General features: G+C 60.9%; 21 protein-coding genes and 1 tRNA gene. 14 read left to right on the top strand and 8 right to left on the bottom strand.

All coding sequences use genetic code 11. From position 1 onward, the window contains the following. Positions 1-8 precede the first annotated feature (8 nt). Positions 9-1,019, top strand: coding sequence for a sugar kinase (locus WG900_RS16610; RefSeq protein WP_339968889.1), 1,011 nt, complete (start codon positions 9-11; stop codon positions 1,017-1,019). Further along, a complete protein-coding gene (locus WG900_RS16605; RefSeq protein ID WP_339968887.1) occupies positions 1,006-2,451 on the top strand; it encodes a carboxylesterase/lipase family protein in 1,446 nt (481 codons plus the stop codon). Before WG900_RS16610 ends, WG900_RS16605 begins: the two co-directional genes overlap by 14 nt. A 3-nt stretch (positions 2,452-2,454) precedes the next feature. On the opposite strand, the gene WG900_RS16600 is transcribed toward WG900_RS16605, so the two are convergent. Together WG900_RS16600 and WG900_RS16595 are read right to left on the bottom strand one after the other, a co-directional pair. After that, entirely contained in the window at positions 2,455-2,847 is a 393-nt protein-coding gene (locus tag WG900_RS16600) for a cupin domain-containing protein (protein ID WP_339968882.1), read from the bottom strand. Further along, positions 2,844-4,187: a pectate lyase family protein gene (locus WG900_RS16595; RefSeq protein ID WP_339968880.1), complete on the bottom strand. Its 1,344-nt coding sequence runs from the start codon at positions 4,185-4,187 to the stop codon at positions 2,844-2,846. Before WG900_RS16595 ends, WG900_RS16600 begins: the two co-directional genes overlap by 4 nt. A gap of 311 nt (positions 4,188-4,498) precedes the next feature. Here WG900_RS16595 and WG900_RS16590 point away from each other — a divergent pair, with 311 nt between their 5' ends. The 3 genes from WG900_RS16590 to WG900_RS16580 are packed head-to-tail and all read left to right on the top strand — an operon-like array spanning position 4,499 to position 10,003. Continuing rightward, positions 4,499-7,372 carry a TonB-dependent receptor gene (locus tag WG900_RS16590; RefSeq protein WP_339968878.1) on the top strand — a complete coding sequence of 958 codons (2,874 nt, stop codon included), beginning with the start codon at positions 4,499-4,501 and terminating at the stop codon, positions 7,370-7,372. 46 nt (positions 7,373-7,418) lie between these two features. Then, a complete protein-coding gene (locus WG900_RS16585; protein ID WP_339968876.1) occupies positions 7,419-8,417 on the top strand; it encodes an alpha/beta hydrolase in 999 nt (332 codons plus the stop codon). Continuing rightward, positions 8,414-10,003, top strand: coding sequence for a family 43 glycosylhydrolase (locus tag WG900_RS16580; protein WP_339968874.1), 1,590 nt, complete (start codon positions 8,414-8,416; stop codon positions 10,001-10,003). Before WG900_RS16585 ends, WG900_RS16580 begins: the two co-directional genes overlap by 4 nt. Here WG900_RS16580 and fdhD read toward each other — a convergent pair. After that, entirely contained in the window at positions 10,000-10,833 is an 834-nt protein-coding gene (gene fdhD, locus WG900_RS16575; RefSeq protein WP_339968872.1) for a formate dehydrogenase accessory sulfurtransferase FdhD, read from the bottom strand. The two genes, WG900_RS16580 and fdhD, sit on opposite strands and share 4 nt — an antisense overlap. A gap of 136 nt (positions 10,834-10,969) precedes the next feature. Here fdhD and WG900_RS16570 point away from each other — a divergent pair. Further along, positions 10,970-11,045 (top strand) — tRNA-Thr (locus WG900_RS16570). Positions 11,046-11,335: 290 nt separating this feature from the next. Here the strand turns inward: WG900_RS16570 and WG900_RS16565 are convergent. The 4 genes from WG900_RS16565 to hsdR all read right to left on the bottom strand — a co-directional run bounded on the left by WG900_RS16565 (position 11,336) and on the right by hsdR (position 18,343). Then, positions 11,336-12,523, bottom strand: a complete 1,188-nt coding sequence (locus WG900_RS16565) for a hypothetical protein (RefSeq protein ID WP_339968870.1) — start codon at positions 12,521-12,523, stop codon at positions 11,336-11,338. 336 nt (positions 12,524-12,859) lie between these two features. Beyond that, entirely contained in the window at positions 12,860-14,509 is a 1,650-nt protein-coding gene (locus WG900_RS16560; RefSeq protein ID WP_339968868.1) for a restriction endonuclease subunit S, read from the bottom strand. Then, positions 14,506-15,978 carry a type I restriction-modification system subunit M gene (locus WG900_RS16555; protein WP_339968866.1) on the bottom strand — a complete coding sequence of 491 codons (1,473 nt, stop codon included), beginning with the start codon at positions 15,976-15,978 and terminating at the stop codon, positions 14,506-14,508. The genes WG900_RS16560 and WG900_RS16555 overlap by 4 nt, the downstream gene beginning before the upstream one ends. Positions 15,979-15,988: 10 nt before the next feature. Next, complete coding sequence (gene hsdR / locus WG900_RS16550; RefSeq protein WP_417598318.1) at positions 15,989-18,343, bottom strand: EcoAI/FtnUII family type I restriction enzme subunit R; 2,355 nt, start codon at positions 18,341-18,343, stop codon at positions 15,989-15,991. Between the two features lie 473 nt (positions 18,344-18,816). On the opposite strand from hsdR, the gene WG900_RS16545 reads away from it, so the two are divergent. The 8 genes from WG900_RS16545 to WG900_RS16510 all read left to right on the top strand — a co-directional run bounded on the left by WG900_RS16545 (position 18,817) and on the right by WG900_RS16510 (position 25,582). Beyond that, a complete protein-coding gene (locus tag WG900_RS16545) occupies positions 18,817-19,701 on the top strand; it encodes a hypothetical protein (RefSeq protein WP_339968862.1) in 885 nt (294 codons plus the stop codon). Next, on the top strand, positions 19,698-20,318 hold the full coding sequence (locus WG900_RS16540) for a DUF4230 domain-containing protein (protein ID WP_339968860.1): 621 nt from the start codon (positions 19,698-19,700) through the stop codon (positions 20,316-20,318). The genes WG900_RS16545 and WG900_RS16540 overlap by 4 nt, the downstream gene beginning before the upstream one ends. A gap of 73 nt (positions 20,319-20,391) precedes the next feature. Beyond that, positions 20,392-20,661: a hypothetical protein gene (locus tag WG900_RS16535; RefSeq protein WP_339968858.1), complete on the top strand. Its 270-nt coding sequence runs from the start codon at positions 20,392-20,394 to the stop codon at positions 20,659-20,661. Between the two features lie 80 nt (positions 20,662-20,741). Next, positions 20,742-21,101 carry a hypothetical protein gene (locus WG900_RS16530; protein WP_339968856.1) on the top strand — a complete coding sequence of 120 codons (360 nt, stop codon included), beginning with the start codon at positions 20,742-20,744 and terminating at the stop codon, positions 21,099-21,101. Between the two features lie 651 nt (positions 21,102-21,752). After that, complete coding sequence (locus WG900_RS16525; RefSeq protein ID WP_339968855.1) at positions 21,753-23,093, top strand: VapE domain-containing protein; 1,341 nt, start codon at positions 21,753-21,755, stop codon at positions 23,091-23,093. A 179-nt stretch (positions 23,094-23,272) separates the two neighbouring features. Further along, on the top strand, positions 23,273-24,424 hold the full coding sequence (locus WG900_RS16520) for a tyrosine-type recombinase/integrase (protein WP_339968853.1): 1,152 nt from the start codon (positions 23,273-23,275) through the stop codon (positions 24,422-24,424). Between the two features lie 78 nt (positions 24,425-24,502). After that, on the top strand, positions 24,503-24,865 hold the full coding sequence (locus tag WG900_RS16515) for a hypothetical protein (protein WP_339968851.1): 363 nt from the start codon (positions 24,503-24,505) through the stop codon (positions 24,863-24,865). Positions 24,866-24,976: 111 nt separating this feature from the next. Continuing rightward, a complete protein-coding gene (locus tag WG900_RS16510) occupies positions 24,977-25,582 on the top strand; it encodes a hypothetical protein (protein ID WP_339968849.1) in 606 nt (201 codons plus the stop codon). Between the two features lie 60 nt (positions 25,583-25,642). On the opposite strand, the gene WG900_RS16505 is transcribed toward WG900_RS16510, so the two are convergent. Then, entirely contained in the window at positions 25,643-25,915 is a 273-nt protein-coding gene (locus WG900_RS16505) for a hypothetical protein (protein WP_339968848.1), read from the bottom strand. Positions 25,916-25,940: the final 25 nt, after the last annotated feature.

Below are 25,940 nucleotides of genomic sequence, written 5' to 3'. Positions count from 1 at the left end.
TGATTGGCATGACCAAAACCGTCACCTGCTTCGGCGAACTTTTGATCCGGCTCACTCCGCCGGGGGCTCAGCTCATGGTTCAGGCGACCAGCCTCGACCTTATCGTCGGCGGGGCGGAAGCGAATGTCGCGGCCGCGCTGGCTTCGCTCGGGCATGATGTGCGGTTTTCCGGGCTGGTGACGGACAATGCGCTGGGCACCAAGGCCGTCAGCGCGCTACGCGGGGCGGGGGTGGATACGCGCTTCCTTGCCCGCGCTTGGGGACGCATGGGGCTCTATTTCATGGAAGCCGGCGCTGGCCCGCGCCCCTCGGCGATCACCTATGACCGCGCCGGGAGCGCCTTTGCCGAGGCGGACCCGGCGGCTATCGATTTTGCTGGAGCGCTCGCCGGTGCAAGCCTGCTGCACACAGGGGGCATCACCCCTGCACTGGGGCCGAAAGGCGTCGCGCTGGCCAAGGCTGCCAATGCGGCGGCCATGGCAGCAGACGTGCCGATCTGCTTTGACGGAAATTACCGGGGTCAGCTGTGGTCGGCATGGGATTCGAACCCCGGCGACGTGCTTCGCGATCTGGTCAGCGATGCGACTATCCTCATCGGCAACCACCGCGACATTTCGCTGCTGCTCGGCAAGGCCTTTTCAGGCGATGGCGAGGACCGGCGGCGCGAGGCCTCTGAGGCGGCCTTTGCTGCTTTCCCCAAGCTGCAACTAATCGCCTCGACTGCGCGGCACCTCGTCACCAGCGACCACCACCGGATTTCCGCGCGGGTCGACGCGCGAGACAGCGCGCACCAGACCGGCGAGATTGACGTCACCGGCATTGTCGACAGGATCGGCACCGGCGATGCTTTTGCGGCCGGCGTACTGCACCGCTGGCTGCATGGCGCAGACGTTCAGGCAATGGCCAAGGGCGGACTGGCGCTCACCGCGCTCAAACATTCGATCCCGGGGGACATGTGCCTGGTGGGCGCAGCGGACCTTGATGGCTTTTCTGCCGGCGCGGGCGATGTCCGCCGCTGACGCCTTCAGCCGCCGCGCCGTTCTGGCGGGCGGCGCGGCGCTTTATGCTGCAGCAACGCCAGTTTTTGCTGCGCAGCATAAAATGCCGGTCAAGGCGTTGCTTGGCATCCGCTATGGCCGTGCGGAACGGTTCAAGCCGCCCCAGCCGGTGCCGTTTGGCACGGCTGATCTCGATGGTCTGAGCCAGTTTGGCCCGGTATGTCCCCAGCAGGGAAAAGGCTACCAACCGCAAAGCGAGGACTGCCTGTTCCTCAACCTGTGGGCGCCGACGACCCAGGCCAGGCGGCCCCGCCCGGTCATGGTCTACATCCACGGCGGCGCCTATTCCTCGGGCTCGGTCACCGACCCGCTGAACCACGGCGCGAAACTGGCGGCGGGGGGTGATGTCGTGGTGGTCACGGTCAACCACCGGCTCAATGCGCTAGGCTACCTCTATCTGCCCGATCGCTTCCCCAGCAGCGGCAACAATGGCCAGCTTGACCTGATCTGCGCGCTGCAATGGGTCCAGCGCAACATCGCCAGCTTCGGCGGTGATCCGGGGAACGTCACGCTGTTCGGTCAGTCCGGCGGCGGGGCTAAGATCGCGACCTTGATGGCCATGCCCGAGGCGAAGGGCCTGTTTCACAAGGCGATCACCATGAGCGGCCAGCAGGTAACCGCCTCCGGTCCGCTCAACGCGAAGAAGCGCGCCGAGGCCTTCCTCGCCAAGCTGGGCACCGATCCGGCGACCGCCCCGGTCGAGCAGATCATCGCCGCACTGTCCGCCACCGACCCGATCCTTGGCGGCGGGGTCTATATGGGGCCGGTGCTCGATATGAAGCACCTCCATCGCCACCCGTTCTGGCCCGATCCGGCACCGCAGGGCAATGCCATCCCGATGCTGCTCGGTAATACGGTGATGGAAACGCGCGCGTTCATGGGACCGGGGAGCCGCGAGATAAGGGGGCTCGACTGGTCCAACCTTGCCGAGCGGGTCGCCCCGGCCATGAAGATCGATATCGAACCGCACTGGGTCGTTGCCCAGTTCCGTGCGCGCTATCCGGGGGCCGATCCGGTCGAACTGTTCCACCGCATTGCCACGACTGCCCGGTCATGGCGCGGACAGGTCGAGGAAGCGGATGCCCGCGCCCGCGCCGGGGTACGGCAGACCTGGGTTTACCAGCTCGATTTCGAACAGGCCAAGCACACCGACGACATTGGCCTGTCCTTCGGCACGTTCGAAGATCCGACGCCCGCTCGGCAGGCGATGAGCGACAGGATCATGGATGCTTTCGTCCGCTTCGCCCGCACCGGCAATCCGGGCTGGGCACCCTATTCGGTGCCGCGCCGCGAGACGATGGTGTTTGATTCAACCAGTCGGGTCATCAGTGATCCGAGGCGGTGGGAGCGTGAACTGTTTGCCCGCGTGCCCTACATCCAGCCGGGGAGCTGACCGCTATTTCCGGTTGTTGGGATAGCTGATGATCAGCGACAGCGGCTTGCGGCCCTTTTGCCAGATGCCCACTTTCGCGCCCTTGTAGAGATAGGCCGCCATGCCTGCAGTCAGCTTGCGGCGCACGCCGTCCGACAGGACTTCGCCTTCGCCCGAGAGGACGTAATAGACCTCGTCATGGTCAATCGGATGTTCGCCGATTGCCGCGCCCTTGTGCAGCACGCGGCGGCGGAATTCCATGGCGCGCGGGGCGGGGACGGCGTCGGAAATACGATAGGCCGTGCTCATGCCGATCGCGCCGTGGGGCGGCGCTTCCTCGCGGCGCGTGGTCTTCTCGTCGATCACCACCATTGGCGGTGCCGACGTGAGAACGACCAGTGCGAGGGCAAGGCTCACTTGCCCGTTCCCTGGCGTGAGGCGGCGTCACGCGGACTCAGCGTTTCCTGCGCGCCGGCCTTCTGTCCGGGGTAGCGGCCGGACTTCGGTTTCATCGTGGCGAGGTCCCAATCCGCCTCGACGAAAGGCGCGCGGTTTTCCTTGATCGCCGGATAGCCGGGGCCGACCTCATGTTCGTCGTCGATCACCTCGCCGCGTCCCTCGGCGATGAAGAACAGCACCCGGATATCGTCCGGCGCGCGGTCCCACGGGCGGGCGCCGGCGCTGGCGAGCACGCTCGTCTCTACATCGCCCGAAGGCAGCACTCTATAACCGCCAATCGCTGCCAGCGGGGCCTTGGCAGGCAGCAACCGCGCCTTCGTTTCACCATAACGACCGAACTGGGGCAGCGGCTTGCCGTGGCGGTCAACCGCGCGGTTGTCGCGTCCGTAATAGGCCAGGTCGCCATCGCCGCCGAGCATCAGGAAGGGCAGGCCTTCATCGGTGTCATTGCCGGCGCGCATCACGTTGCCCACGGCAGTCAATTCGCCGGTGACATAGGGCTGGCCGGTCCATTCTAGATTCATCAGGTTGTAATGCACCGCGCGGTGCTGCGGGTTGTATATCAGGTTGTTGATCATCAGCGCCTGCACGCCGCCCTTGAGCAGCGGCGCACGCTCGACATTGTGCGCCCAGACATTGCGGTAGAAAACGATGCCGGTGGCATTGTCGTGGATCAGCGAGCCTTTGGAATGTTCGCCCTTGGGGTGGCTGGAATCGGCGAGGCCTTCAGCGGCGAGATTTTCGCGGAAGACGATGTTGTGGCTGGTGCCCTTGCGCCATTCCGCCACGGTCCTGCCGGTGAAGCGCGGGCCGGATGCGGACATGTTCTCGTCCAGCGCCCACAGGAAGGAGTTGTGCTCGATCACCACGTTGTGCGCGGCTACAGAAGAAAAGGCATCGGCTTCCCAGCCCGAACGCTTCGCCTGTCCGTCCGCACCCGTCATCACGCGCATGTGGCTGATGATGACGTCGTGCGTCTTGAGGTCGATCCCGCCGCGGATGATTGTTACGCCGGGGCTGGGCGCGGTCTGGCCGGCGATTGTGAGATATGGCTCAGTGATCGATAACGTATCGCGGCCAAGGTCGATGGCGCCAGATACCTCGAACACGACGATGCGCGGCCCCTTGGCATTGACCGCCTCGGCCAGCGAGCCGGGACCCTGCTTGGCGAGGCTGGTGACGCGGATGATGCGGCCGCCTGCGCCGCCGCGCGTGGGATCGGCGGGGTGGGCAATGGGCGCGGACTGCGCGAAGGCGGCGGGCACGGTAAGCGGCGCGCCAGCGAGTCCCAAAGTCATGGCGAGGCAAATTCGCAACATAGTCCGGCTCATCGATTCTTCTCCCATGCCTCTTCTTGACAGCGCCAGTCATTTCCGGCAACACATGAATGACACCGGTTACCATGCCGGGTTTGCGAAGGGGCAGCAAGGCCTTTTCGCATTGGGGAGTTGGAGTGTCTGAAGGATTGCGGGGCAACGCGCGGGAGCTTTCCGCCATTCGCCTTCCTCCCTTTTGACACCGGTATCATTGCCGTCGTCCGGCGGCGACATGACCGCCATCCGGCGGAGCGTTCATAAGGCCGCCGGTAAGCGGCAAGAGGGAGTGAGCCATGCGCAAGTCAGTTTCAAACGTCGCCCTGTTCAAGCTGGCGCTTGCCGTGGGTACTGCCCTGGCTTTGCCGCAGGTGGCTTATGCCCAGGCTGAACAGCCGCAGGAAGCTGAAGAGCCCGAAGGCGATGTCATCGTCGTCACCGGCTTCCGCCAGAGCCTTGAAGCCGCACTCAACGTCAAGAAGACTTCGGTCGGCGCGGTCGATGCCATCGTGGCGGAAGACATTGCCAAGTTCCCCGATCAGAACCTCGCCGAATCGCTGCAGCGCATCCCCGGCATCTCGATCTCGCGCGATGGCGGCGAAGGCCGCTCGATCACCGTGCGCGGCCTGTCCAGCCAGTTCACCCGCGTCCGCGTCAACGGCATGGAAACGATCGCCACCTCGGTCGACGGTGCCAGTGCCAACCGCGACCGCGCGTTCGACTTCAACGTCTTCGCCTCGGAACTGTTCTCCAGCCTGGTCGTCCACAAGACTGCCGAAGCCAGCCTCGATGAAGGCTCGCTTGGTGCGGTGGTCGATCTCAACACCGGCAACCCGCTGAAGGGCAAGTCGGGCCTCAGCGGCGCGCTCTCGCTGGTCGGTTCGTACAACGACCTGTCGGACACCATCGGTCCGCGCGCCGCAGGAATGCTCAGCTGGCGCAATGATGCCGGTACTTTCGGCGTGGCAGTCTCGGCCGCCTATTCGAAGACCAAGACGCTCGAGCTTGGCAACAACTCCGTGCGCTGGGCGCAGGCGCGCTTTGACTCGGTCAACGGTGCGCCGTGCTTCACCACCAGCGCAACGAACCTGACCGGCGTGGCCAACACCGGCGGCACCTATACCGCCGGCCGCGTGGCTGCCTGCGACAAGGCCGCGCTCGCGTTCCACCCGCGCATCCCGCGCTACGGTGAAGTTGCGCATGACCGCGAACGCCTGGGCCTGACCGGCTCGATCCAGTTCTCGCCGACTGAAGCGACCAAGATCTCGCTCGACGGGCTCTATTCGAAGTTCGATGCGGTTCGCAGCGAATCGTGGGGCGAAGTTCTGCTGCGTTCGAACGAACGTTCGATCGATGTGGTGAACCCCGTCTACGATGCCAACAACAACATGATCTCGGCGACGCTCAATGACGCCTGGGTCCGCACCGAGGCCTATCGCCGCGAAAGCACGACAGAATTTTACCAGCTGGGCGGCACCTGGGATCAGGAAATCGGCGACCGCTTCCGCTTCACCCTGCTGGGCGGCTTTTCGAAGTCGACTGCTGACATCCCGGTTGAAACGACGATCATCTTCGATGACCGCGATGCCCAGGGCTATTCGTACGACTATACCGACATGGCCCATCCGAAGCTGACCTTCGGCACCAGCGTGACCGATCCGGCCAACTTCCAGCTCGCCGAAATTCGCGATCGTCCCTCGAGCGTCGAAAACACGTTCAAGACGATACAATTGCGCACCGAATTCGACGTCACTGAAGGCTTCAAGCTGAAGCTGGGCGCGGTGTGGCGGCGCTACAACTTCGATGTCGTGTCGTTCACCCGCGATACCGCAGTCTGCGGCAACGGCGGCACCAGCCTTGTCACCAGCACTTCGGGCACGATCACCTGTTCGGCCTCCAGCCTGTTCGGGCCGACTGCGGTTTACGGTTTCCCGGCCACGGCGGCCCTGTCGCAGCTGTTCACCATGGGCGATGCAGGCCAGCCTGCGGGGAACACCAATTCGTGGCTGATCCCGAACCTGCCGGCAGCAGCAGCCTTCACTGGCCTCTACAACCGCCCGCTGGCAGTCGATGCCGGCAACAATCGCGGCGTTCAGGAAACGACCAAGGGTGCCTACTTCCAGGTTGATGCCAATGGCGAGTTGCTGGGTATGCGCTATGCGCTGAATGCCGGCGTCCGCTATGCCAAGACCGAACAGGCGTCCTATGGCCTCGTCAGCGGCGTGACCGCGAAGGTTGAGCGCAGCTATGACGATTGGCTGCCCTCGGCAAACCTTGCCGTATTCCCGCACGACGACGTGATCATCCGCGCGGCGATTGCCGACGTGATGACCCGTCCGTCGCTCGGATCGCTGACCCCGGGCGGTTCGGCTGACGGGTTCAACTACCGCGTAACCAGCGGCAACCCGTTCCTCGAACCCTACCGCGCCACCAACCTCGACCTGGCTCTGGAATGGTATTTCGCTCCGGGCGGAGTGCTCTCGGCCGCCTGGTTCCACAAGAAGGTCCACACCTTCACCCAGTCCGCTTCGGTGACCGGCGCCACCTTTACCCAGACGGGCCTGCCGGTATCGGTGCTCAACCCGTCCTCGCCGGCGGCGCTTAACCCGGCGCAGCTCAGCCAGCCGATCTGGACTCTGGTGACCACGGTCAACGGTTCGGGCGCGACGCTGAAGGGCTGGGAATTCGCCGCTCAGGTGCCGTTCAATGCCTTCGCTGATGGCATTCTCGGCAACTTCGGCGTGATCGCCAATGCCACCTTCATCCAGTCCGATGCCTCGTTCAACCTGCAAGGTCCGGCCACTGTGCCCGGCGGCGGGCTGACCAACGTCACCGTGGTGAACACGCTCGGCAACGTATCCAAGCAGGCCTACAACGGCACGCTGTACTACGATGACGGCAAGTTCAGCGCGCGTGTCATGGTCAGCTATCGCGGCCGTTACCACGAAGGCGCCAGCGGCACCGGCAACCTGCTGGAAGGCTATGGCGCGACCACCAACCTTGATGCCTCGATCCGCTACAAGCTGACCGAATGGCTGGAGGTTTCGGTGGAAGGCAACAACCTGCTCGACACCTATCGCTACCGCTTCACCGATTTCGATGCGGACCGCAATTACGAGAACAACCACTTCGGCCGGACGCTCCTGGTTGGCGCGCGGCTCAAGCTGTAATCGGCAGAACTTGCATAACGGCGGCGTTTGAGGGCAGTTTATCGACATGGGCACAGACCGCAGGTCACTCATCGTCGGGACACTGGCCGCCGGGATCATCGCGCAGCGGGCGGGGGCGCAGACGCCTCCGCCCGCTGCCGCAAAGGTCGCGCCTCCGAAGCTGCCGGATCCGGTCCAGACAATCGACCTCTGGCCCAAGGGTGTGCCCGATGCGCCCGCAACTCTGCCGGTCGAAAAGGTCGAGGAACGCTCCACCGACCCGACATATGGCGATCGCGCGGTCACCGGCATTGCCCGACCGCGCATGGTGGTATTCCGGCCCGAAAAGCCGAACGGAGCGGCCGTGCTGATCACCCCGGGCGGCGGTTACCGGCTCGTCGTGGTGGACAAGGAAGGCTACGAAATGGCGCGCTGGCTGGCCGCGCGCGGATTCACCGCCTTCGTCCTGTTCTACCGCCTGCCCGGTGAAGGCTGGACCAGCGGCGCCGACACCCCGCTGATCGACGCCCAGCGCGCCATGCGCCTGATCCGCGACCGCGCGACGGACTATGCCATCGATCCCGAGCGCGTCGCCGCCATGGGCTTTTCCGCCGGTGGCCACGTCTGCGCCAGCCTTTCGACACGCTTTGCCGTGCCGGTGTACCCGCCGGTCGACGCAGCGGACAAGCTCTCGGCAAGGCCGTTTTGCGCCGCGCCAATCTATCCGGTGGTCTCGATGGACCCGGCCATCGCCCACGCCGGTTCGCGCCGCCTGCTGCTGGGCGAAAATCCCTCGCCCGGGCGAGAGGCCGCGTGGTCGCCTGACCAGATCGTGCCCGCCGATGCCCCGCCGCACTTCCTGCTACATGCCGAGGATGACCTTGTCGTGCCGGTGGAGAACACGCTGCGTATGCGTGCCGCGCTGAAGGCGCGCAAGGTGCCGGTGGAAACGCACCTGTTCGAGCAAGGCGGCCACGGATTTGGCCTGCGCCGCGCCGTCGGCAAGCCGGTCGAAGTCTGGCCCGACCTGTGGCGCGCCTGGGCACGAAGCACGGGGCTGGGATGACCTTTGACCGCCGCGACGCGATAAAGCTCGCCGGGCTCAGCGCGCTGGCGCTGAACGCCCCCGCCACCCTTGCTGCCGCCCCGCGCGACAAGTGGGGCAGGGGTTACGAGAACCAGCGCATCCCCGATCTCGGCAACGGCACCTTCCGCAACCCGGTAATCTCCGGCGACCGGCCCGATCCGGCGGTCCTCAAGGACGGCACAGACTATTACCTGACCTTTTCCAGCTTCGATTCCTATCCGGGGCTGACGATCTGGCACAGCCGCGATCTGGTGAACTGGCAGCCGCGCAAAGCCGCGCTCACCCGCAACATCGGCTCGGTCTGGGCGGTCAGCCTTGAGAAGCACAAGGGCCGCTATTTCCTCTACATCCCGGTCAAGGCTAGCCCCAACGACATCTACGTGATCTGGGCCGATCACATCGACGGCCCCTGGAGCGATCCGGTGCCGCTCGGCCTGCACAATCACATCGACCCTTGCCACGCGGTGGGCGAGGACGGCTCGCGCTGGCTGTTCCTCTCGGGCGGCGACCGGGTGCGCCTCTCCGATGACGGCCTCAGCCTCGCCGGCAAGGTGGAGCACGTCTACGATCCTTGGCGCTATCCTGACACCTGGGACGTCGAGGGTTTCAGCCCCGAAGGTCCGAAGATCCACTTCCATGGCGGCTGGTTCTACATGATCACCGCCGTCGGCGGCACGGCCGGCCCGCCCACCGGCCACATGGTCATCGCCGCGCGCTCGCGCTCGATCCACGGGCCGTGGGAGCAGCACCCCGGTAACCCGCTGGTGCGCACCAAAAGCGTGGGCGAGGCTTGGTGGTCGCGCGGCCACGCCAGCCTGATCGAAGCGCCCGATGGCTCGTGGTGGTCGCTCTACCATGGGTTCGAGAACGGCTACTGGACGCTTGGCCGCCAGTGCCTGCTCGATCCGGTCGAATGGACGAAAGACGGCTGGTTCCGCATGACCGGCGGGGATTTGTCACGTCCGATACGCAAGCCCCGGGGCGGCACCGCGCTGCGCCACGGCATGGCCCTGTCGGACGATTTTTCCGCCCCGCTGGCGCTCGGCTCGAAATGGTCGTTCTTCCGTCCTGCGCCAGACGAGGCCAAGCGTCTGCGCGTCGATGGCGGCGCGCTGCACTTCGCCGGCAAGGGCGCCGCGCCCTCCAGCGGCTCGCCCTTACTGCTCATCGCCGGCGACACCTCTTACCGCTTCGAATGCGATATCGAGATCGCACCCGGCGGTACGGCTGGGCTGGTGCTGTTCTACGACGACAAGCTCTACGCCGGCCTGGGTTTCGACGAAAAGCGCTTTGTCACCCACCAGTACGGCATCGAACGCGGCCGCCCCGCCAATCCGCACGGGCGGCGGATGCGGCTTCGCGTCACCAACCGCCAGCACATCGTTTCCTACCACACCAGCGGCGATGGCGGGCAAACCTGGCAGCGGTTCGATCGCGGCATGGAAGTCTCGGGCTATCACCACAACGTACGCGGTGGTTTCCTGATGCTGCGTCCGGGGCTCTATTCGGCCGGTCCGGGCGAGGCCGTTTTCCGCGACTTCCGTTTCGAGGCTCTGCCGGGTTAAGTATCAAGCGCCGGCCCGCTGACCCACAGCATCGAATCGTCACGCGCGATCACTGCAAGCGCCAACCCTGCCGCACGCGCCCGCTCGACCGCGAGCGAGGTCGGCGCGGAGATCGCCACCAGCAGCGGGCAACGCGCCCGCACCGCCTTTTCAACCAGCTCGTAGGACGCGCGAGAGGTGACCACGAGAAACCCCTCCGCAGCTGACTGCCCGTTGCGCGCCAGGGCACCGATCACTTTGTCGAGCGCGTTGTGCCGGCCGACATCCTCGCGCAGCACCAGCAGAGCGCCATCAGGCAAGCAGAACCCAGCCGCATGCGTCGCCCCGGTGGCGCGGCCCAGCACTTGCGCATCTCGCACGGCGCGCAGCGCATGCGCTACCGCCTGAGGCTCGGGCAGGGTAGCGGGCTCAAGCGACGTCAGAGGCCGCAGCGCCATGTCGATGCTTTCCAGTCCGCATATCCCGCAGGAACTGTCCCCCAGCCGCCGCCGCGCCCGCTCCATGACCGGCGCGATGCGGTGCGCGGGCAGGTTGGTCCGCGCGACAAGGCCTGCGCCGCCATCGGCAGGGTGCAGCACGATCTCCCCGATCTCGCCCGCCTCGGCAAGGCCCTCGGCCAGCAGGAAGCCGGTGACGAAATCCTCAAGATCGCCGGGGCTGGCCATCATCACCGCATAGGCCACGCCGTTAAGCTCGATCGCCACCGGCATCTCGATCGGAATCGCCCGCGTTTCCTCCGCCAGCGCGCCATCATAGCTGCTGCGGCAAGCCGCCACCGCCAGCGCGCCGGCAATTATCGGGTCAGGCGTCGGGTCAGCTCCGCATTCCATCGCCACCCTATGCCACGCCCGCCGCCGTCCAGCCATCCCGCGAACAGCGCCTCATCACAATCCCGATTGCAACACCCGAAAACCGCAGCTAAGGGGCCTCACCTGTCCGCAGCGGTTTCAACTGCCTGCATGACATGCCGCTTTAGCTCAGTCGGTAGAGCACATCATTCGTAATGATGGGGTCAGGTGTTCGAATCACCTAAGCGGCACCACCACTTTCCTTCAGAAAATCAAAAAGATAAGCTGAAAGGCACTTCCGCAAAGGAAGGCAAATTAGTGCTTCTGGAGGCACTTTCAGCTTAGAATCACCCCTGACCCGCGCTGGGCCCAGTTGGATGGTGAATAAGGCATTGCGTTGACTTGGAAAAGTAACGGATCGAAAGGACGTTCGGCTGGTCGCAACTGGCGACTAAGGCCAAAGCATGATCGGTGACCTGACTGGGCCTTAATTGGGTCGAGCTTGGGCTCGTTAAGCCGCCAAGACGATCGCCGACGAACAGCTTTAGCTCGGCAGCACGGCTTCAATTGTGCCCGGCGTAGTGGGATTGGGAGCGGTCAGCTGATAGACCTGCCAGCCCAAGCCTTTGATGTCATCGGTGATCGTAAACTGCGTGACCACGGTCTGGAACTGGCATTCGCCACTTGAGAAGTAATTGAGATAAAGAGCGAACCCAGCAGAATCGATCCCGAGACTTTGACGTTCGACGACCAGCATCGCGGGTGCGACAGAGGCTATGCTAGCCATATGGGCGATCGCGAATTCCATGATGACACGGCCCTGTTCACCGCCGGACAAAATGCCAAACGGCATCTCTTCTCCCGACTGAAGTGTGCAATGCAGAACTTCACGAACCTCGCCGTCATCATCGGCCTCGCTCTCGAACCGCGCCGCCCGCAAGTACATCGTGTCGCTATGGATCAACGCGGCGAGCGAGCGAACACTAATCTCGTCGAGATGCAGTAGATTCATAATATTAGTGAGATCGTCCTGCGATTGGTGATCGCGGCGCTTAGTCAGGGTGGTGATCGCAATGCGGTGATGGTTAAACGCGACCCGGTGCCCATCAAGGTCGAACCGCACCGTCTCATTACCAGTGTCGCATTCAAGCTTGTGCTCGCCCGGTGCGTCGAACAAGAGGCTGAAGTGAAGCGGGCGCGGCTTCATCCAGCGCGAGAGTCTGCGAGGGCTGTCGAGTACGGACAGCCAATCAAGTAACGCGGTCTTCCCGCTCTTATTCAGCCCAATAAGGAACGTAGTCTTGCCGAACGCGACCGTCACAGGTGCGAACAGCGGCGAGGCGTCTATTGTCATCGAGCGCACAAAGCCAAAGGCGGTCGCACGCCCGCTATGCTCATAGGCGGTGCGGTATTCGTGAAGCGCTTTCCAGCTTTTCAGCACAGCCACGGGGTAGCGCTTGCCGGTATTCTTATCGATCAAATCGGCGTGATGGCCGCACATCCAGATGCCGTTGGTAATTGCCCTGAGCTGAGCGGGTGTCAGCGTTCCCTGACCACGCGGACCTAATTCAGACGCAGCGTAAATATGCGCAGCTTTGCCGGTGTCCTCAACTTCGTCAGCTGTCTCGCCGGGGCCAATGGTGAGACGGTTGCACCCTGGGAACGCGCAGCGGTAGGCTGCGCGCTGCGCAAGCTTCAAGCGGACCGGCTTCAGGAATGATTCGCGTGGCATGCTCCCCCCCTTGCGAGCAAGCTAGGGTAGAGAATGAAAAATGAACAGGATCGCGGTTGGGGAGGTCATCAGAAAATGTCCTTGCCGAGGAGAAGCCGACGCATCCAGCGCGTACAGTAGGCACTCAACCGGAAAGCTTCTGGAAGCCCTTCAAAGCCCTCAGCCTGTAATAATGGTGTCAGGTATTCGAATCACATAAACCTAAGCGGCACCATCGCTTTCACAAGGGAATCCCGAAATTTGGAGCTTATGTGCCTTTGAGCAGTGAATTGGGCGTGATCCTTGCTGGGCCCATCTAACTCTTGGTCGGATCAGGTTGTGCGGCTGGAAGCGCCATCAGGCCGCAGCCCGTTCGGTGATGGCGTCGGCGAGGTGTTTCTGGGTGGTGGCGGCGTCGGCAATGCCGACCTTCAGTGCGTCGCACAGGGCCATGAGTTCATCGACCTTGGCGACGATGCGGTGTTGTTCAGTGAGTGGAGGTATGGGAACAGGAAAGCTCCCATAGGCAGTTGCATCAAGCCTGCACGTTCCGTGGCTCGACCGTTCGACCCGAGCGAGCATCAGCGGTTTCAAACCCTTTAGCGCACGCAAGAGATATTCGGCCATAGAAGGCTGATCGAGTTCGATGGCCTTCATATCCTGGTTGATCGTCACTGGAGCCTTGGCGATTGCAACAGGGAAGCTGTGCGCCAGGATCATTCCCCGAACTACGAACATCAGGCTCTCCGGAGCGAGCAGTTTAACCGCTGACCCTTCTAATGCTGTTTCGGTGACGCTCATCTCAGCGTCCGACAGATAGTCCCTCTTCATGTCTTTGGGTGAAACCCATGGTATGGTACCTTCCCAGAAATCAGGTCGAGACTTCGAGGGGGTTCCTCCACCAACTTGACGCCCTAAGCCTTGTAAAGGCACGCACTGCCAATTCGCCGGGATGCCAAAAGGCGGAGACGCTTGCGGCCCCTTCAGTTTCTTGATTGCAGGCTCCTCCCCTGCATCCTGCTCCACGAGCTTGCCGCGCACCGCGAGGTCGAGGATGGTTTGTTTGAGGGCGTCGATGCTGGCGTCGGTGGTGAAGAGGGTGTCGAAATGGCTTTCCAGCCGCGCCCAGTTGGCGGCGAGGTCTGCCGCGTTCTCGCTGTTCACCAGCGTGGCGAGGAGTTCTTCCACCAGCACCTGATGCGCCGCCATCGCGCCCGCAGACTCCCGCTCCAGCGCATCGCAAAGCGCCATCAACTCATCCACCTTCGCCACAATGCGCTGTTGTTCGGCGAGGGGTGGGAGGGGAATAAGTGCTTCGGCAATCTGCTTCCCGGAAAGGTGGTCAACGGTGGTGTATGCTTTAACGCCCTGAAGCTTCGCCAATTCAAGTTGCAAAGCAATGGCCACGAACGACTGTTCCAATTCCCCACTGAAGAATTGGAGCCGCGTGACTCGCTGGTTCAGAAGCGCAGTCCCATTTTGCCAAGTTGCTACACGAAACTCGCCGTCCATGCTTACAAGGTAATCGCCAGAATCTACGACAAACTCGTCCCGAAACTCGCCATCGTAGAATGTCCCGGTGAAAGGCTGGCCTACATCCCTTATTCGAATGAGGGGAAGTCCCACGCCAATTTCGTTGAAGCCCTTGGACTTGAATGCAAATCCCGCTTGAGGATTTGCTAGATCATCGAATCGGACCAATTCCCAACCGATTGGCAAATTGATTGGTGAAACTGCCTGCCTCAGGCCAGCGGCTGATTTGCGCCTTTGCTTGAAAGATGCCGGAGAATTGGCAATCCGCTTCAGCAATTCTCCTGCCGGTTCATCGCTTCTATCCTGGGGCACCAACTTGCCGCGCACCGCCAAATCAAGAACCAACGCACGCAAGCGCTCGATGCCATAAAGGCTGATCCGCTTGCCACCGCCGCGCCCTGCGCCGCTCTTGCGTTCGATCGCTCTGGTCCAGATGTAGAAGTTATCGGCGACCAGCGCGGCAAGGTCGCTCACGCTTTGCGCGCCAGTGCGTCGGCGAGAATGCCCTTCAACTGATCGCGCAGGGACTGGATGCCTGCCTGTTGGGCGGCATAGGCGGTGAGCAATTCGTCGGGATCATGGCTAATGCCCTCAGGTTTGTGCGGGTTCTTGAGATCCAGATTATAGCCCCGTGCTGCAACATCTGCCGCGCTGATTTTCCACGCCTGTTCGGTCTCCAACCGGGCGCGGAAGCCATCGGCCTCATCACCCCACCACGCCTGTTCCTCGGCAAATTCCTCAAACCGCATCGGCTTGGTCTTGTTGTAACTGGTGACGCCATCGGGATAGGGATGCTCATAGAACCAGACGTTCTTGGTCGGTGTGCCCTTGGTGAAGAACAGGATGTTGGTCTTGATGCCGGTATAAGGCGCGAAGACGCCGTTGGGCAGGCGGACGATGGTGTGCAGGTTGCACTCCTCGATCAGGTTCTGCTTCAGGGTGGCTTTGGTCCCATCGCCGAACAGAAAGCCATCGGGCAGCACCACCGCCGCGCGGCCATTGTTCTTCAGCAGGCGGATGATCAGCGCCATGAACAGGTCTGCCGTCTCCCGCGTGCGCAGGTGGCTGGGGAAATTGTTCTCGATCCCGTCTTCCTCCATTCCGCCAAAGGGCGGGTTGGTGGCGATCACGGGGACGCGATCCTTCTCAGTATGATCGGCATAAGCGCGAGCAAGCGTATTGCCGTGGCGGATGCCCGACGGCGTATCGATGCCGTGCAGGATCATATTGGTGATGCACAGCATGTGCGGAAGCGATTTCTTCTCCACCCCGCGAATGGAGGCGCGCAGCACCTCTTCATCGGCAGTGGACTGCACCAGCTTACGCTTATGTTCGATGGCACAGGTAAGAAAGCCGCCGGTGCCGCAGGCGGGATCGAACACCACTTCGTTCAGCTGCGGGTTGAGGCGATCGATTATGAATTTGGTGACTGCGCGGGGGGTGTAGAACTCGCCAGCATTGCCTGCGCTTTGCAGGTCTTTCAGCACTTGCTCATAGATCGCGCCGAATGTGTGGCGATCCTCGCTGTTGTTGAAATCGATCTCGTTGATCTTGTTGATCACCTGCCGAAGGAGGGTGCCCGATTTCATGTAGTTGTAGGTGTCTTCGAAAACGTCGCGGATCACCTGCGCGCGCTTTGCCACTTCGCCTTGAGCAGGCAGATCGCCTTTCAGCTTCGGGAAGAGCTGGAGGTTGACGAAGTCGAGCAGCTTTTCGCCCGTGTCGCCCTGTCTGTCCGCCGCCCAACTGCGCCAGCGCATGTGCTCGGGCAATGGGGATTGGAATTCATCGTCGATCAGCTCAAGCTCTGCCTCGCGGTCGTCTAGGATTTTGAGGAAGAACATCCAGACGAGCTGACTGATCCGTTGAGCGTCGCCATCAACGCCGACATCCTTGCGCATGATGTCTTGGATGGATTTGATGACGCCGGAAACATTGCTCATTCGCACACACTCATTCGTTAGCTGCCTGACCGTAGATCTGGTCTTCGAGTTCTCTCAGCGCAGCCTCATAGGCATCCTTGCCGCCAAAGGCACCCTTGATGATCTCCATCGGTGTACCCAGCTGAGTGAACGGCTGAAGGCGCAGAACTTTCGCGTCTTCGATCGTCTCAACGCCGTCATCAGCGTACTTGTCGAGTAAGGCCTCAAGCACCGCGCGGGCCTTGTCACCATACTTGGCGAAGTAGTTCCGCTTCTTCACCTTCTCAGCGCGTTCGCGGCGGGTCAGCGGCGGCGCGCCAAAGGCAACGTGAACCAACAGATCGAAATCTCCGAAATCCTTCCCAACGGTCTCGGCCAGGTTTTCCAGAATGACGCCGCGCTGTTCCAGCTCCTCAATGATGGCCTGTTTCCGCTCGCTGGCGTTCCAGTGCCAGATGAACTCGTCGAGCGACTGGTATTCCGAGGCGATCTGCTTGCGGGCGTAATCGCGGTAAGATTCGGTTACGAGCTTGCCGTCAGTGCCGACATATTCGATCCGCTCGTTCATCACGCGCGCGGTAACACCGCTGACGACGAACTTCTTTGTGCCGGTTGGTTCCTCGTCGTCGGGATCGCCAATGTCATCGTTGTCAACGTCTGGTGGATCGGGCGGCACCGGATCGTCGCTGTCACCCGGCTCATAGATGACGACGGGCGCGCCATCGAACGCGTCATCTCGGAATAGTTCGGTCGCGCGCTTGAAATCCATAATGGTGAAGAAGAACTTGTTGTTGTCTTCATCAATCCGGGTCCCGCGCCCGATAATCTGCTTGAACATGGTCATCGAATTGATCGTGCGGTCGATGACGATCAGCTTGCACGTCTTGGCATCAACGCCGGTCGTGAGGAGCTGCGAGGTTGTGGCGATGACCGGGTAGGGCTCTTCCGGGTCGATGAACTTGTCCAGTTCCGCCTTGCCTTCGACACTGTCGCCAGTGATACGCATGACGTACTTACTGTTGTCCTTAGCCAGCTTCCCAGCCGCGTTCACGATTGCCTTTCGCATGCGCTCAGCGTGATCAATGTCTTCGCAGAAGATAATAGTCTTCGACATCGGGTCTGTTGCCCGAAGGAACTTCATCACACGCTCAGCAACCAGCTTTGTGCGTTGATTGAGGACCAAAGTTCGGTCCATGTCTTTCTGGTTGTACTCGCGATCTTCGACCAGCCCGCCTAGATCATCGACCATGCCTGGCGGAGGCGTCCAGCCTTCAACGTCCCGGTCTATGTCGATCCGGATTACCTTGTAGGGAGCAAGGAAGCCGTCCTCGATACCTTGCTTGAGCGTGTAAGTGTAAACGGGATCGCCGAAGTAAGTTATGTTGGAAACGTACTCGGTCTCTTTCGGCGTCGCGGTCATGCCGACCTGCACAGCGCCGTCAAAATAATCCAGGATTTCGCGCCACGCAGAATCGTCTGCCGCGCTGCCACGGTGGCATTCATCGATCACGATCAGATCGAAAAAGTCTCGCGACACGGTCTTGAAGATCTTGTCCGCTTCTTCCGTCCCGGTGATCGCCTGATAAAGCCCGAGGTGGATTTCGTAGGCAGGGTCAATTTTGCGGTTCTTGATCTTCGTCATCGCCGCGCCAAACGGTTTGAAGTCATTGACCAGCGTCTGATCGACCAAAATGTTTCGGTCAGCGAGGAACAGGATGCGCTTAGCTTGGCCTGCCTTCCACAGCCGCCAGATGATTTGAAAGGTGGTGTAGGTCTTCCCGGTGCCAGTGGCCATGACGAGCAGAACTCGCTTTTGGCCCCTGGCAATCGCTTCGATTGTCCGGTTGATTGCTTCGACTTGGTAGTACCGGGGCTCCTTGCCAGAGGCATCCATATGATAAGGCTGCTCGACTAACCCTTCATCCTCATCGGCAATGCCATGGAAGGATCGGTAACGAGTCCAAAGCGCTTCGGGGTCTGGAAAAGCGCCGAGCTCGAGTTCTGTTTCTGTCTCTTCGCCTTCAGCAGCGTCGCGGTTATGTGACGCGAAGCCGTCACCGTTGGAGCTGAACGCGCTCGGCAAATCGAGGATTTCGGCATAGCCGAGTGCTTGTTGCAGACCGCTGCTTATCGAATGCTTGTTGTCCTTTGCCTCAACGATTGCGAGGGGCATTCCCGGTTTCCACGACAAGACGTAGTCGGCGAACTTCTTCAGTTTCTTATTACGTGAAGACAGGTTGCCACGGACAATCACCGGACCTGGGGTCAGCGTCACTTCGCGGCGAACCTGCTTCAACTGATTCCAGCCCGCCTCCTTGATAGCGGGCGTGATGAACAGATCGCATATATCGCTTTCGCTGAGCTTTTGCTTTTCGACCTTTTCCAAAGCTTCCCCCTTGGTGAGCACGAAAGCCGCCCGAGCATCTACCTGACTTTAGCCGTGATTTGCTCCGAGAAACAACAGGAACCGGACGCGCAAATTTTTCCATCTTATATGAACAGGCCAAGGTCTGCTTGCGAAAGCCCTGATCTCACGCCAAAACGCTTCTGCCTGCCGTGAAAGTCGGAAGGTGGGGCTTAGTAACCCCTCTCAGCAGACTCGGTCCCCATTAGGAGGCCGGGTGGCATGCGCGTATGTCCAGCCGGTTCGCCGGTAAAGGCGCATGCGCCTGCGCTGAGTAGGTTACTAACATCCGGCTTTGGCCGCGCCCCGAGAGGAACATAGGGGTCGCACAAGGTCTAGCCGATCGCCGCTCCTGACAGTGTGGGGGCGTGAGCACTGATCCATCGCAAGCAATCAGCTGCCTGTTCAGCCGTGCCCGCCGGGTTCGGTTCGTGTCCCTGCACAAAGGAACTGTCATGATAAATGTCACAACGCGGAAGCTGCGTATTTTCGCTCCCGTCGCCTACACCTGTTTGGCCCTGCCTGCGTTGGCCGATGCACAATTCGATGACCTGAAAAACCAAACCGAAGGCATCACCAACTTGGTCGATGCCGAGAACACAAAGTCGGCACTATGCAAAAGCTATGTCGGCAAGCGGGTTGTGCCTACCACTTTCAATGCGCTCGCCACGATCCTTCCCAAACGCACGGTGAAAGGTGAATTTGAAACGACAGCGCAATATCAAGCCAAGATCGCCTCGACACCGAACCACGACCCGGCGAACCTGTCGGTTCTGGTTGTGCCGATAGACCGGACCTTTGTCCGCTATGACGCGGATATCGGCATTATGCTTGTGTCGGCAGGAGCCTTGAATACGGGTGAATACAGCGAACAGACGGGGGCTGAGGCTAGCGCTTTGCTTGCTGTGGGCACGAACGCAAGCAAGGGAACCCCTGTCTTTGTAGGTCAAAGCGAAAGGATCATCCGAACCTACGCCGCGCACAATCTGTTTGGTGCCGCGTTCCGGGTATCGGAGATTGATCGAACTACGCAGGCGCTGCACCTGACCAACACGAGGCTGTTTCCGTTCGCCAAGCGGGAAACTTCTCCGGTTATGGGCTTCGAAGTGCCGTTGGCCGCTGCTCCTAGCGCAAAGCAGTCCCTTCGGACTGCCCTTGTAGTCAGGCCACAAGCTCCATTTTTCTTGAGCTACAACTTCAAAGGGCCGGAACCGACTGCCAGCAAGCCCAACGGTTATATTGATCGGACTTCCATACTTGTCGCCGAAGCGCAGTGTGCTTTGGTGCTGAGCGCGCAGAATCAAGTGCTTGCCTCAGTCGATACAAGCACGCCCAAATGACCAGCCGCGCGGCCTTGATCGGCATTCCGTTAGCGGCCTTCGGGCTCGGCTACTGGATCGCCCCGAAGGAGCAGCTCGACACGGTGGTTGAGCGCACCGGGTTCCTTCAGACGGACACAAAGAAGGTTCTCTCCGCCACGGTCGAAAGCTTGCGGTCAGAAAGCAAGATGTTGGTGTACGCCTACAAGGGCACCGCGAGGGTGAAGGTCGAACGCACAAAGTTCTGGGTGCTCGGCGCTTCGCAGGAACTGATCGTACCGGGGGTGATCACCTACTACCTGGACATGAGCAAGCTCAGCTTTGCGGATGTCGCTTACGACGAAAAGGCCAAGCTGGTCCGAGTGAAGCTGCCCCCCGTAGTGATGGGGGACATAGCGTTTCAACCGGAACAGGCGACCACGATCAACGGGGGAGTGCTGACATTCAGCCAAGCCCAGGTCGATGAACTGCTCAAGGCCAACTACGCTTCAGCGCGGCGGGCGATGACGGCTCAGGCGCAAGGTGCAACCTTTGTCCAGGCGGCACGCACGCAGGCGATCATCAACGTGCAGACCTACTTTGAAATCCCGCTGCGCATCGTCGGCCAGCCGGACGTCAAGGTGGCGGCGACCTTCTAACTACAATCAACCAACAACCCACTCAGGGCCTGCGGAGCAATCCGTGGGCCCTTTTGCATTTGGAGAACAGCACATGACAATTCTTCGCACTGCCGTGGAGGTCGCGGCCTTTCTGGCGACCCCGCTCGGGCGAGAGGTGGAAGGCATCCTTGCCCCGCACCTCGAACGGCTCGCCGAGTTCGAGCTTGAAGACATCGCCGCGATCGCGGTGGACGAAACCCCTCAGGCCTTGGGGCTCGATCCCGACGCCTACGAATACCGGACGGAACATCACGGCTGGACCGAAGGGGTGTTCATCATCAGCGACGACGGGTTTGGCTGGATTGTCCTGACCCGTACCTGACCCGCCACCATTACCGGCAACCGCAAAGCGTCCAGGCATCCCGCCTCGGGCGCATTTTTTGTGCCTGAAAGGAACTCACCATGATCACTATACACGATGACGCGACGCTCGCCGCCGCACTTGCCGCCGCGTGCGACAACACCAGCCGCGCCCTGATTGAACGCATTGCGCACGACGCTAAGGCGTCAGACCTTTGGGATCTGACCTGCATCGTTCTGATCGACGACGACGATACTGACCGGGAGTTTGAAGAAGTTCTCGGCTACCCTCCCTCCCTCGGTCCGCTGGGTGGGGAGGGGGCGGCAGTTGAGCCCTACTGGTCTTGGTGCGAGCAGCATAGGGACTGGACCGAGCTCTTAATCACCGCCGGTGATTCCGGGTTCGCGTGGTTCGTCATCATGCCGAGCGGCTGGTTCGAGGCGCGAATCGGGATCGGGTGATTCGGCAAGGCGGGCGTCACCGGCCTCAAATCCGGGCGTCCGCCGAACCGGCCAACCGCACACGAACTAAGCTGGAAGGCACATAAAATAGGCAATCGCGCCGTCAGTGAGTTTTATGTGCCTTTCCCATTCAAATTTTATTGTCCTGAGCCAAAGTGCCAATGCTTTGGAAGCCGCCTCAACGCGCTCATCCCGCACCATTTTATGGTTTGACAGGCCCCGGAAATTGCCACCAGTGGTCGTCAGTGACGCGATGTCGACAAGACGAAGTCACCGTAATTGGCCGCCCCGTCCGTCAGCCCCAGTGGAGGGAAGGGGAGGCAGAAACCACCACTTGGGACTGGGCCTGCCCCGGCTCCCCGCACAAGAAAGGAATTGATGGTTTTTGTATTCTCCTACCACCTGCCACCCCCATTTCGGGCTGCGTAGATGGTGGATAATTTACAATAAAAACAATTATATAATTATCATAATCATTCGATGTTTTTGTTCTGATTATGACTTTGTCTAACTGAGGTTCCCAAGTGGATCTCAGGCAGCGCAGCTCTCTCGCGCTGTTCCGTGGCCGCCGCCGATGCGGTCACTCGCCCCTCAATTGAAATTGCTGTGCCGCCGCTCCGCGTTCCGGGCAGCATTTGTGCGAGTTAGACAATGACAGACAAGTTTCTCAAGCAGAGTGCCAAAGGCATCAACCTGCGCGCCGCAACCTGCAAAGCGCCAACCGAACGAGATGCACCGCTCAGCCGCATCAAGATCGAAAGATCCGAATTTCCCGATCCCCCGTCGGGCCAGAACGGGCCAGCGGCGACAATCGAAAATGTCGATTGGCTTATCGGGCGGTACGGGATCATCGTCCGCTACAATGTGATCAAGAAGAAGGTCGAGGTCATTATTCCCGGCCTCGGCGGTACGACCGACAACCACGATAACAATGCCCTGACGCATATCATAAGCATCGCCGCGCGCCACGGTATGGCCACGGGCGCAATCCCCGCCATCATTGATGCCCTGGCCGATCACAACCTCTTTAACCCGGTCGCCGACTGGATTGTCTCGGAACCCTGGGACGGGGACGATCGGCTGCCAGCGATGTGCGCGACTTTGGAAACGGTCGAGGATTATCCACCCGACTTGAGGCAAGTCCTTGTCACCAAGTGGCTGCTCAGCGCCGTCGCCGCTGCGTTGATGCCGAGCGGGTTTCGGGCGCGCGGCGTGCTCACCCTCCAAGGTGCGCAGGGGCTCGGCAAGACAAGTTGGTGCCGAAGCCTCATCCCGGACCCTGCGCTAAGGGAGATCGCCATCAAGCTCGATCACCATTTGGACGGCGCGAACAAAGATAGCATCCTGGGTGCCGTAAGTCATTGGATTTGCGAGATAGGTGAACTGGATTCTTCCTTCCGCCGCGACATCGCGCGCCTGAAGGGGTTTCTGACCAACGACCGGGACAAGGTACGCCGACCCTACGCCCGCATTGAAGCTGAGTATGGCCGCCGCACGGTGTTCATGGCTACGGTCAATCAGTCCGACTTCTTGGTCGATCACACCGGCAATTCGCGCTGGTGGACTCTGCCGGTGGTCAAGATCGATTACGATCACGGGATCAATACGCAGCAGGTGTTCGCGCAGCTGGCCGTGCGGCTGGAAGTCGGTGACCAGTGGTGGCTCACCCCCGAAGAAGAGCAGCAACTGGAGGCGTGGAACAGCCGTCACCGCAGCTTCAGCTTGGTCGAAGATGCCATCTCAAGCGTGGTCGATTGGGATCAGACCGATCCCGCCGCGGTCAAAGCACTGACCCCCACCGATTTGTTGGCCAAGACAGACCTGCGTTACTGCAGCAATCCCCAGGCCAAGGAATGCGCGGCGATCCTGCGCGAGCACTTGGGCGAACCCAAGCGCATCAACGGCAGAATGAAGTGGCGCGTTCCGCTTCGAACGGACGCGAGCGCCGACGATGCCGCCGAACCGACGCGGCCAACCCGGCGGTTTGATTAGGTGCGCAACGGGGCGGCTGGTCCACGCGGCTCGCCGTCCCCTCGCTCCCCCGGCACCCGCAGGGTCAGTTCCGGCAAGCGCACAGCGCCGCGCCCGACCCCTCGCTGGCTCACCCCCACCCCGCGCGCGTGCACGCACCGCGCTTCGCAAATCAACTCACCTTCACGAAGGAATCAGCAATGCCCAAAGTTAAACTCGACGCCGCCTTTTGCCTCACCGCCGGTTGCAAACCGGGCAGCAAGCGCACCGACTACTATGACACCGGCACGATCGGTTTCGTGCTCGAATGCCATAGTAGTGGAACCACGACCTACACGTTTCGCTACCAAGATCCCTACGGGAAGCTGAAGCAGCGCCGCATCGCTCCCTACGGCGACATCAGCTTCGCCGAAGCACAAAAGATCGCGCGCAAGTGGCGGGCCGAAGTCATCATGGGCGGCGACCCCGCCGCGCAGAAGGCCGAAAAGAAAGCAATCCTGACCTATAACGAGCTTGCCGATCAGCATCTCGCTTACGTCAAGACCTACTCGCGCAACCCGTCGAACACGGACTCGATCCTGCGCGTACACCTGCGCCCGAAGTGGGGCGGAAAACGGCTGGATGAAATCACCACGCCTGAAGTTGCGAAATGGCTCGGTGAATTGCGCCATTCGGGCAAGGCACCGGCAACGGTGGAAAAGATCCGGGTGACCTTCAATCGATCGTTCGAGCTGGCGCTGCGGTGGCAAACACCGGGCGTCAAACTCAACCCGGTTCGCGGCATACAGCGCCCCAAGATCGAAAATGCCCGCGATCGGTTCCTGTCGTCGGCGGAGGCGGCAAGATTGCTGAAGGCGGCGGACGCGTCGTTGAACCCGCAGCTTGGGAGCATAGTCAGACTGTTGCTCCTGACCGGGGCACGCAAGCGCGAGCTGCTCGAAGCGCGCTGGGAGGACGTCGATATCGAACGACGGGCGTGGTTCATTCCAACGTCGAAGACGGGAAAATCTCGGTACGTGCCTCTGAGCCAGGCCGCGTTGGATGTGATCGAGAAGCTTCCCCGTTTCAAAGGGTGCCCATGGCTGTTGCCCAATCCGGCAACACGCAAGCCCTACACGGACATCAAACACCCGTGGGAGACAGCCAGAGCGGCGGCTGGGCTCGGTGGCCTGCACATTCATGACCTGCGCCATTCGGCGGCCAGCTTCATGATCAACGCCGGAATCGACCTCTTCGCGGTCGGCAAAGTGCTCGGTCACGCAGATCACCAGTCAACGATGAGGTACTCACATCTTGCCAATGACACGCTGCTCGCCGCCGTCGAGGCTGGGGCAGCGAAAATGTACCTCTGACACCTTCACCCCTCTCGGTCCCTCAACGGGGCTGGGAGGGGCCTTTCCGACCAATCCTTATTTTTTGGAGCTTGTACAATGACCACCATCTTAACCACCCTCAGCTGGGTCAAAATTCCCGGCTGGCACCGTGCCAATCTAGTCGGATTTGCACACGTCCGTGGACTATATCGCGCGCGCCTTGACGGTGAGACGATGTTTATCGGCAGGGCAGCGGCGGAAGGCAGCAGCCTCAAATCAAGGCTGGATGCTAACCGCAAGCGATACGGCACAGGCCACAATCATTTTGCAGGCCAAATGATCTACGAACATCGCGCGGAGATCGTCATGGAGATCGCCGTCCTTGACCGGCCTGCATTCGAGATCAATCAGCTTGCCGATGGTTTTATCGATCGACTGCAGCCGCCGTGGAACAGGCAGACGGACGGATTTCGGCAGTGAATGTGCAGTCCCCGAATTCACTAAGGGTTCGGGGGCTTAGTTTTTGTGCAAAGGTTTTTGCTTGACCCAGGCCTACTGCCATCGCGATCAAGCTCTTGATCGGAGATCAGTATGCCCAACGAAGCCATCGACGAACAGGCGGCGGGGGGAATAGGAAATCTAGCGTTCTATCGAATGTGCAGTGAATTTCCGTTTCACGGCGATGTTGGCCAAGTTCGAAACAAACTCATGTTCATTTCCCGCGTTTATTCGGTTGCGCGTGGGTTAGGGGGCAAATGGGATCAGCTAGCTCAAGCGATCGTGGCAAAGCGCGACAAGCTCGACGAAGCGATCGCCAACGCCGCTCGTGAACCATTTATGTGCAACGCAAAGGCGGTTGTGAAAGCGCATCGATGCTTGGACAAAATAACGTGTAGCACACTGACCGAAAGTGGGCTGCCCGCAAGTGGACGCGCGTCTTTCGCTTCGAAGTATCTACATTTTCATGCCCCGGATGCGTTTCCGATCTTGGATCGGTTTGCCGTTGCAGGTCTGAGGGATCGTACTCCTGGATTCCGAGCGGTGAAGCGCGAAGCGCAGCCATACGAAGAATTTTGCGAGCGGTTCGAATTTTACATTTCGTCGTCAGGTAGGGCGGGGGACAGCCTTCGGCATATTGACATTGAGTTGGTTGAACTTGGTCGAAACCTGTTCACCAAAAAGTACCGCGAAAAGTAGCTGTGGAAGCGAACATCCTCGCCTAGTGTGGGAGACGCTTAGCGCGGGGTTGGTTTGCGGTCATCCTTGGATCTTCAGGTATAGCGGTTTGATGGGGCGAAGATGCAGGAACGATACCTGGGCGATTCTCATGATTTCCTGAAGTATGCCCTGCTTCGCCACCTTCATGCATCGCTTGGTGTGCGACTGGGCATCAATTGGTATCTGACTAAATCCGAAGCCGTCGATCGGCCCGGCAACAATGACGGCGAAAAGCGGCACCACCTCAAGGGCGGCGTGTGGCACGAAACCGACCCTGCATTGCTGCAGGGCCTTCGCGGCTTCGAGGATCATGCTGCCCGCACTCTCAACAACGTTG

The organism is Novosphingobium aquae (assembly GCF_037572715.1).
In the GTDB taxonomy this organism is placed as follows: domain Bacteria; phylum Pseudomonadota; class Alphaproteobacteria; order Sphingomonadales; family Sphingomonadaceae; genus Novosphingobium; species Novosphingobium aquae.
The sequence above is the reverse complement of the archived record's forward strand: the minus strand, read 5'-3'. Positions and strand labels throughout refer to the sequence as shown.

Coding starts and splice junctions, on each gene's coding strand:
- WG900_RS16610 (WP_339968889.1), top strand. CDS start 9: ATGACCAAAACCGTCACCTGCTTCGGCGAACTTTTGATCCGGCTCACT.
- WG900_RS16605 (WP_339968887.1), top strand. CDS start 1,006: ATGTCCGCCGCTGACGCCTTCAGCCGCCGCGCCGTTCTGGCGGGCGGC.
- WG900_RS16595 (WP_339968880.1), bottom strand. CDS start 4,187: ATGACTTTGGGACTCGCTGGCGCGCCGCTTACCGTGCCCGCCGCCTTC.
- WG900_RS16590 (WP_339968878.1), top strand. CDS start 4,499: ATGCGCAAGTCAGTTTCAAACGTCGCCCTGTTCAAGCTGGCGCTTGCC.
- WG900_RS16585 (WP_339968876.1), top strand. CDS start 7,419: ATGGGCACAGACCGCAGGTCACTCATCGTCGGGACACTGGCCGCCGGG.
- WG900_RS16580 (WP_339968874.1), top strand. CDS start 8,414: ATGACCTTTGACCGCCGCGACGCGATAAAGCTCGCCGGGCTCAGCGCG.
- fdhD (WP_339968872.1), bottom strand. CDS start 10,833: ATGGAATGCGGAGCTGACCCGACGCCTGACCCGATAATTGCCGGCGCG.
- WG900_RS16565 (WP_339968870.1), bottom strand. CDS start 12,523: ATGCCACGCGAATCATTCCTGAAGCCGGTCCGCTTGAAGCTTGCGCAG.
- WG900_RS16555 (WP_339968866.1), bottom strand. CDS start 15,978: ATGAGCAATGTTTCCGGCGTCATCAAATCCATCCAAGACATCATGCGC.
- WG900_RS16545 (WP_339968862.1), top strand. CDS start 18,817: ATGATAAATGTCACAACGCGGAAGCTGCGTATTTTCGCTCCCGTCGCC.
- WG900_RS16540 (WP_339968860.1), top strand. CDS start 19,698: ATGACCAGCCGCGCGGCCTTGATCGGCATTCCGTTAGCGGCCTTCGGG.
- WG900_RS16535 (WP_339968858.1), top strand. CDS start 20,392: ATGACAATTCTTCGCACTGCCGTGGAGGTCGCGGCCTTTCTGGCGACC.
- WG900_RS16530 (WP_339968856.1), top strand. CDS start 20,742: ATGATCACTATACACGATGACGCGACGCTCGCCGCCGCACTTGCCGCC.
- WG900_RS16525 (WP_339968855.1), top strand. CDS start 21,753: ATGACAGACAAGTTTCTCAAGCAGAGTGCCAAAGGCATCAACCTGCGC.
- WG900_RS16520 (WP_339968853.1), top strand. CDS start 23,273: ATGCCCAAAGTTAAACTCGACGCCGCCTTTTGCCTCACCGCCGGTTGC.
- WG900_RS16515 (WP_339968851.1), top strand. CDS start 24,503: ATGACCACCATCTTAACCACCCTCAGCTGGGTCAAAATTCCCGGCTGG.
- WG900_RS16510 (WP_339968849.1), top strand. CDS start 24,977: ATGCCCAACGAAGCCATCGACGAACAGGCGGCGGGGGGAATAGGAAAT.
- WG900_RS16505 (WP_339968848.1), bottom strand. CDS start 25,915: ATGATCCTCGAAGCCGCGAAGGCCCTGCAGCAATGCAGGGTCGGTTTC.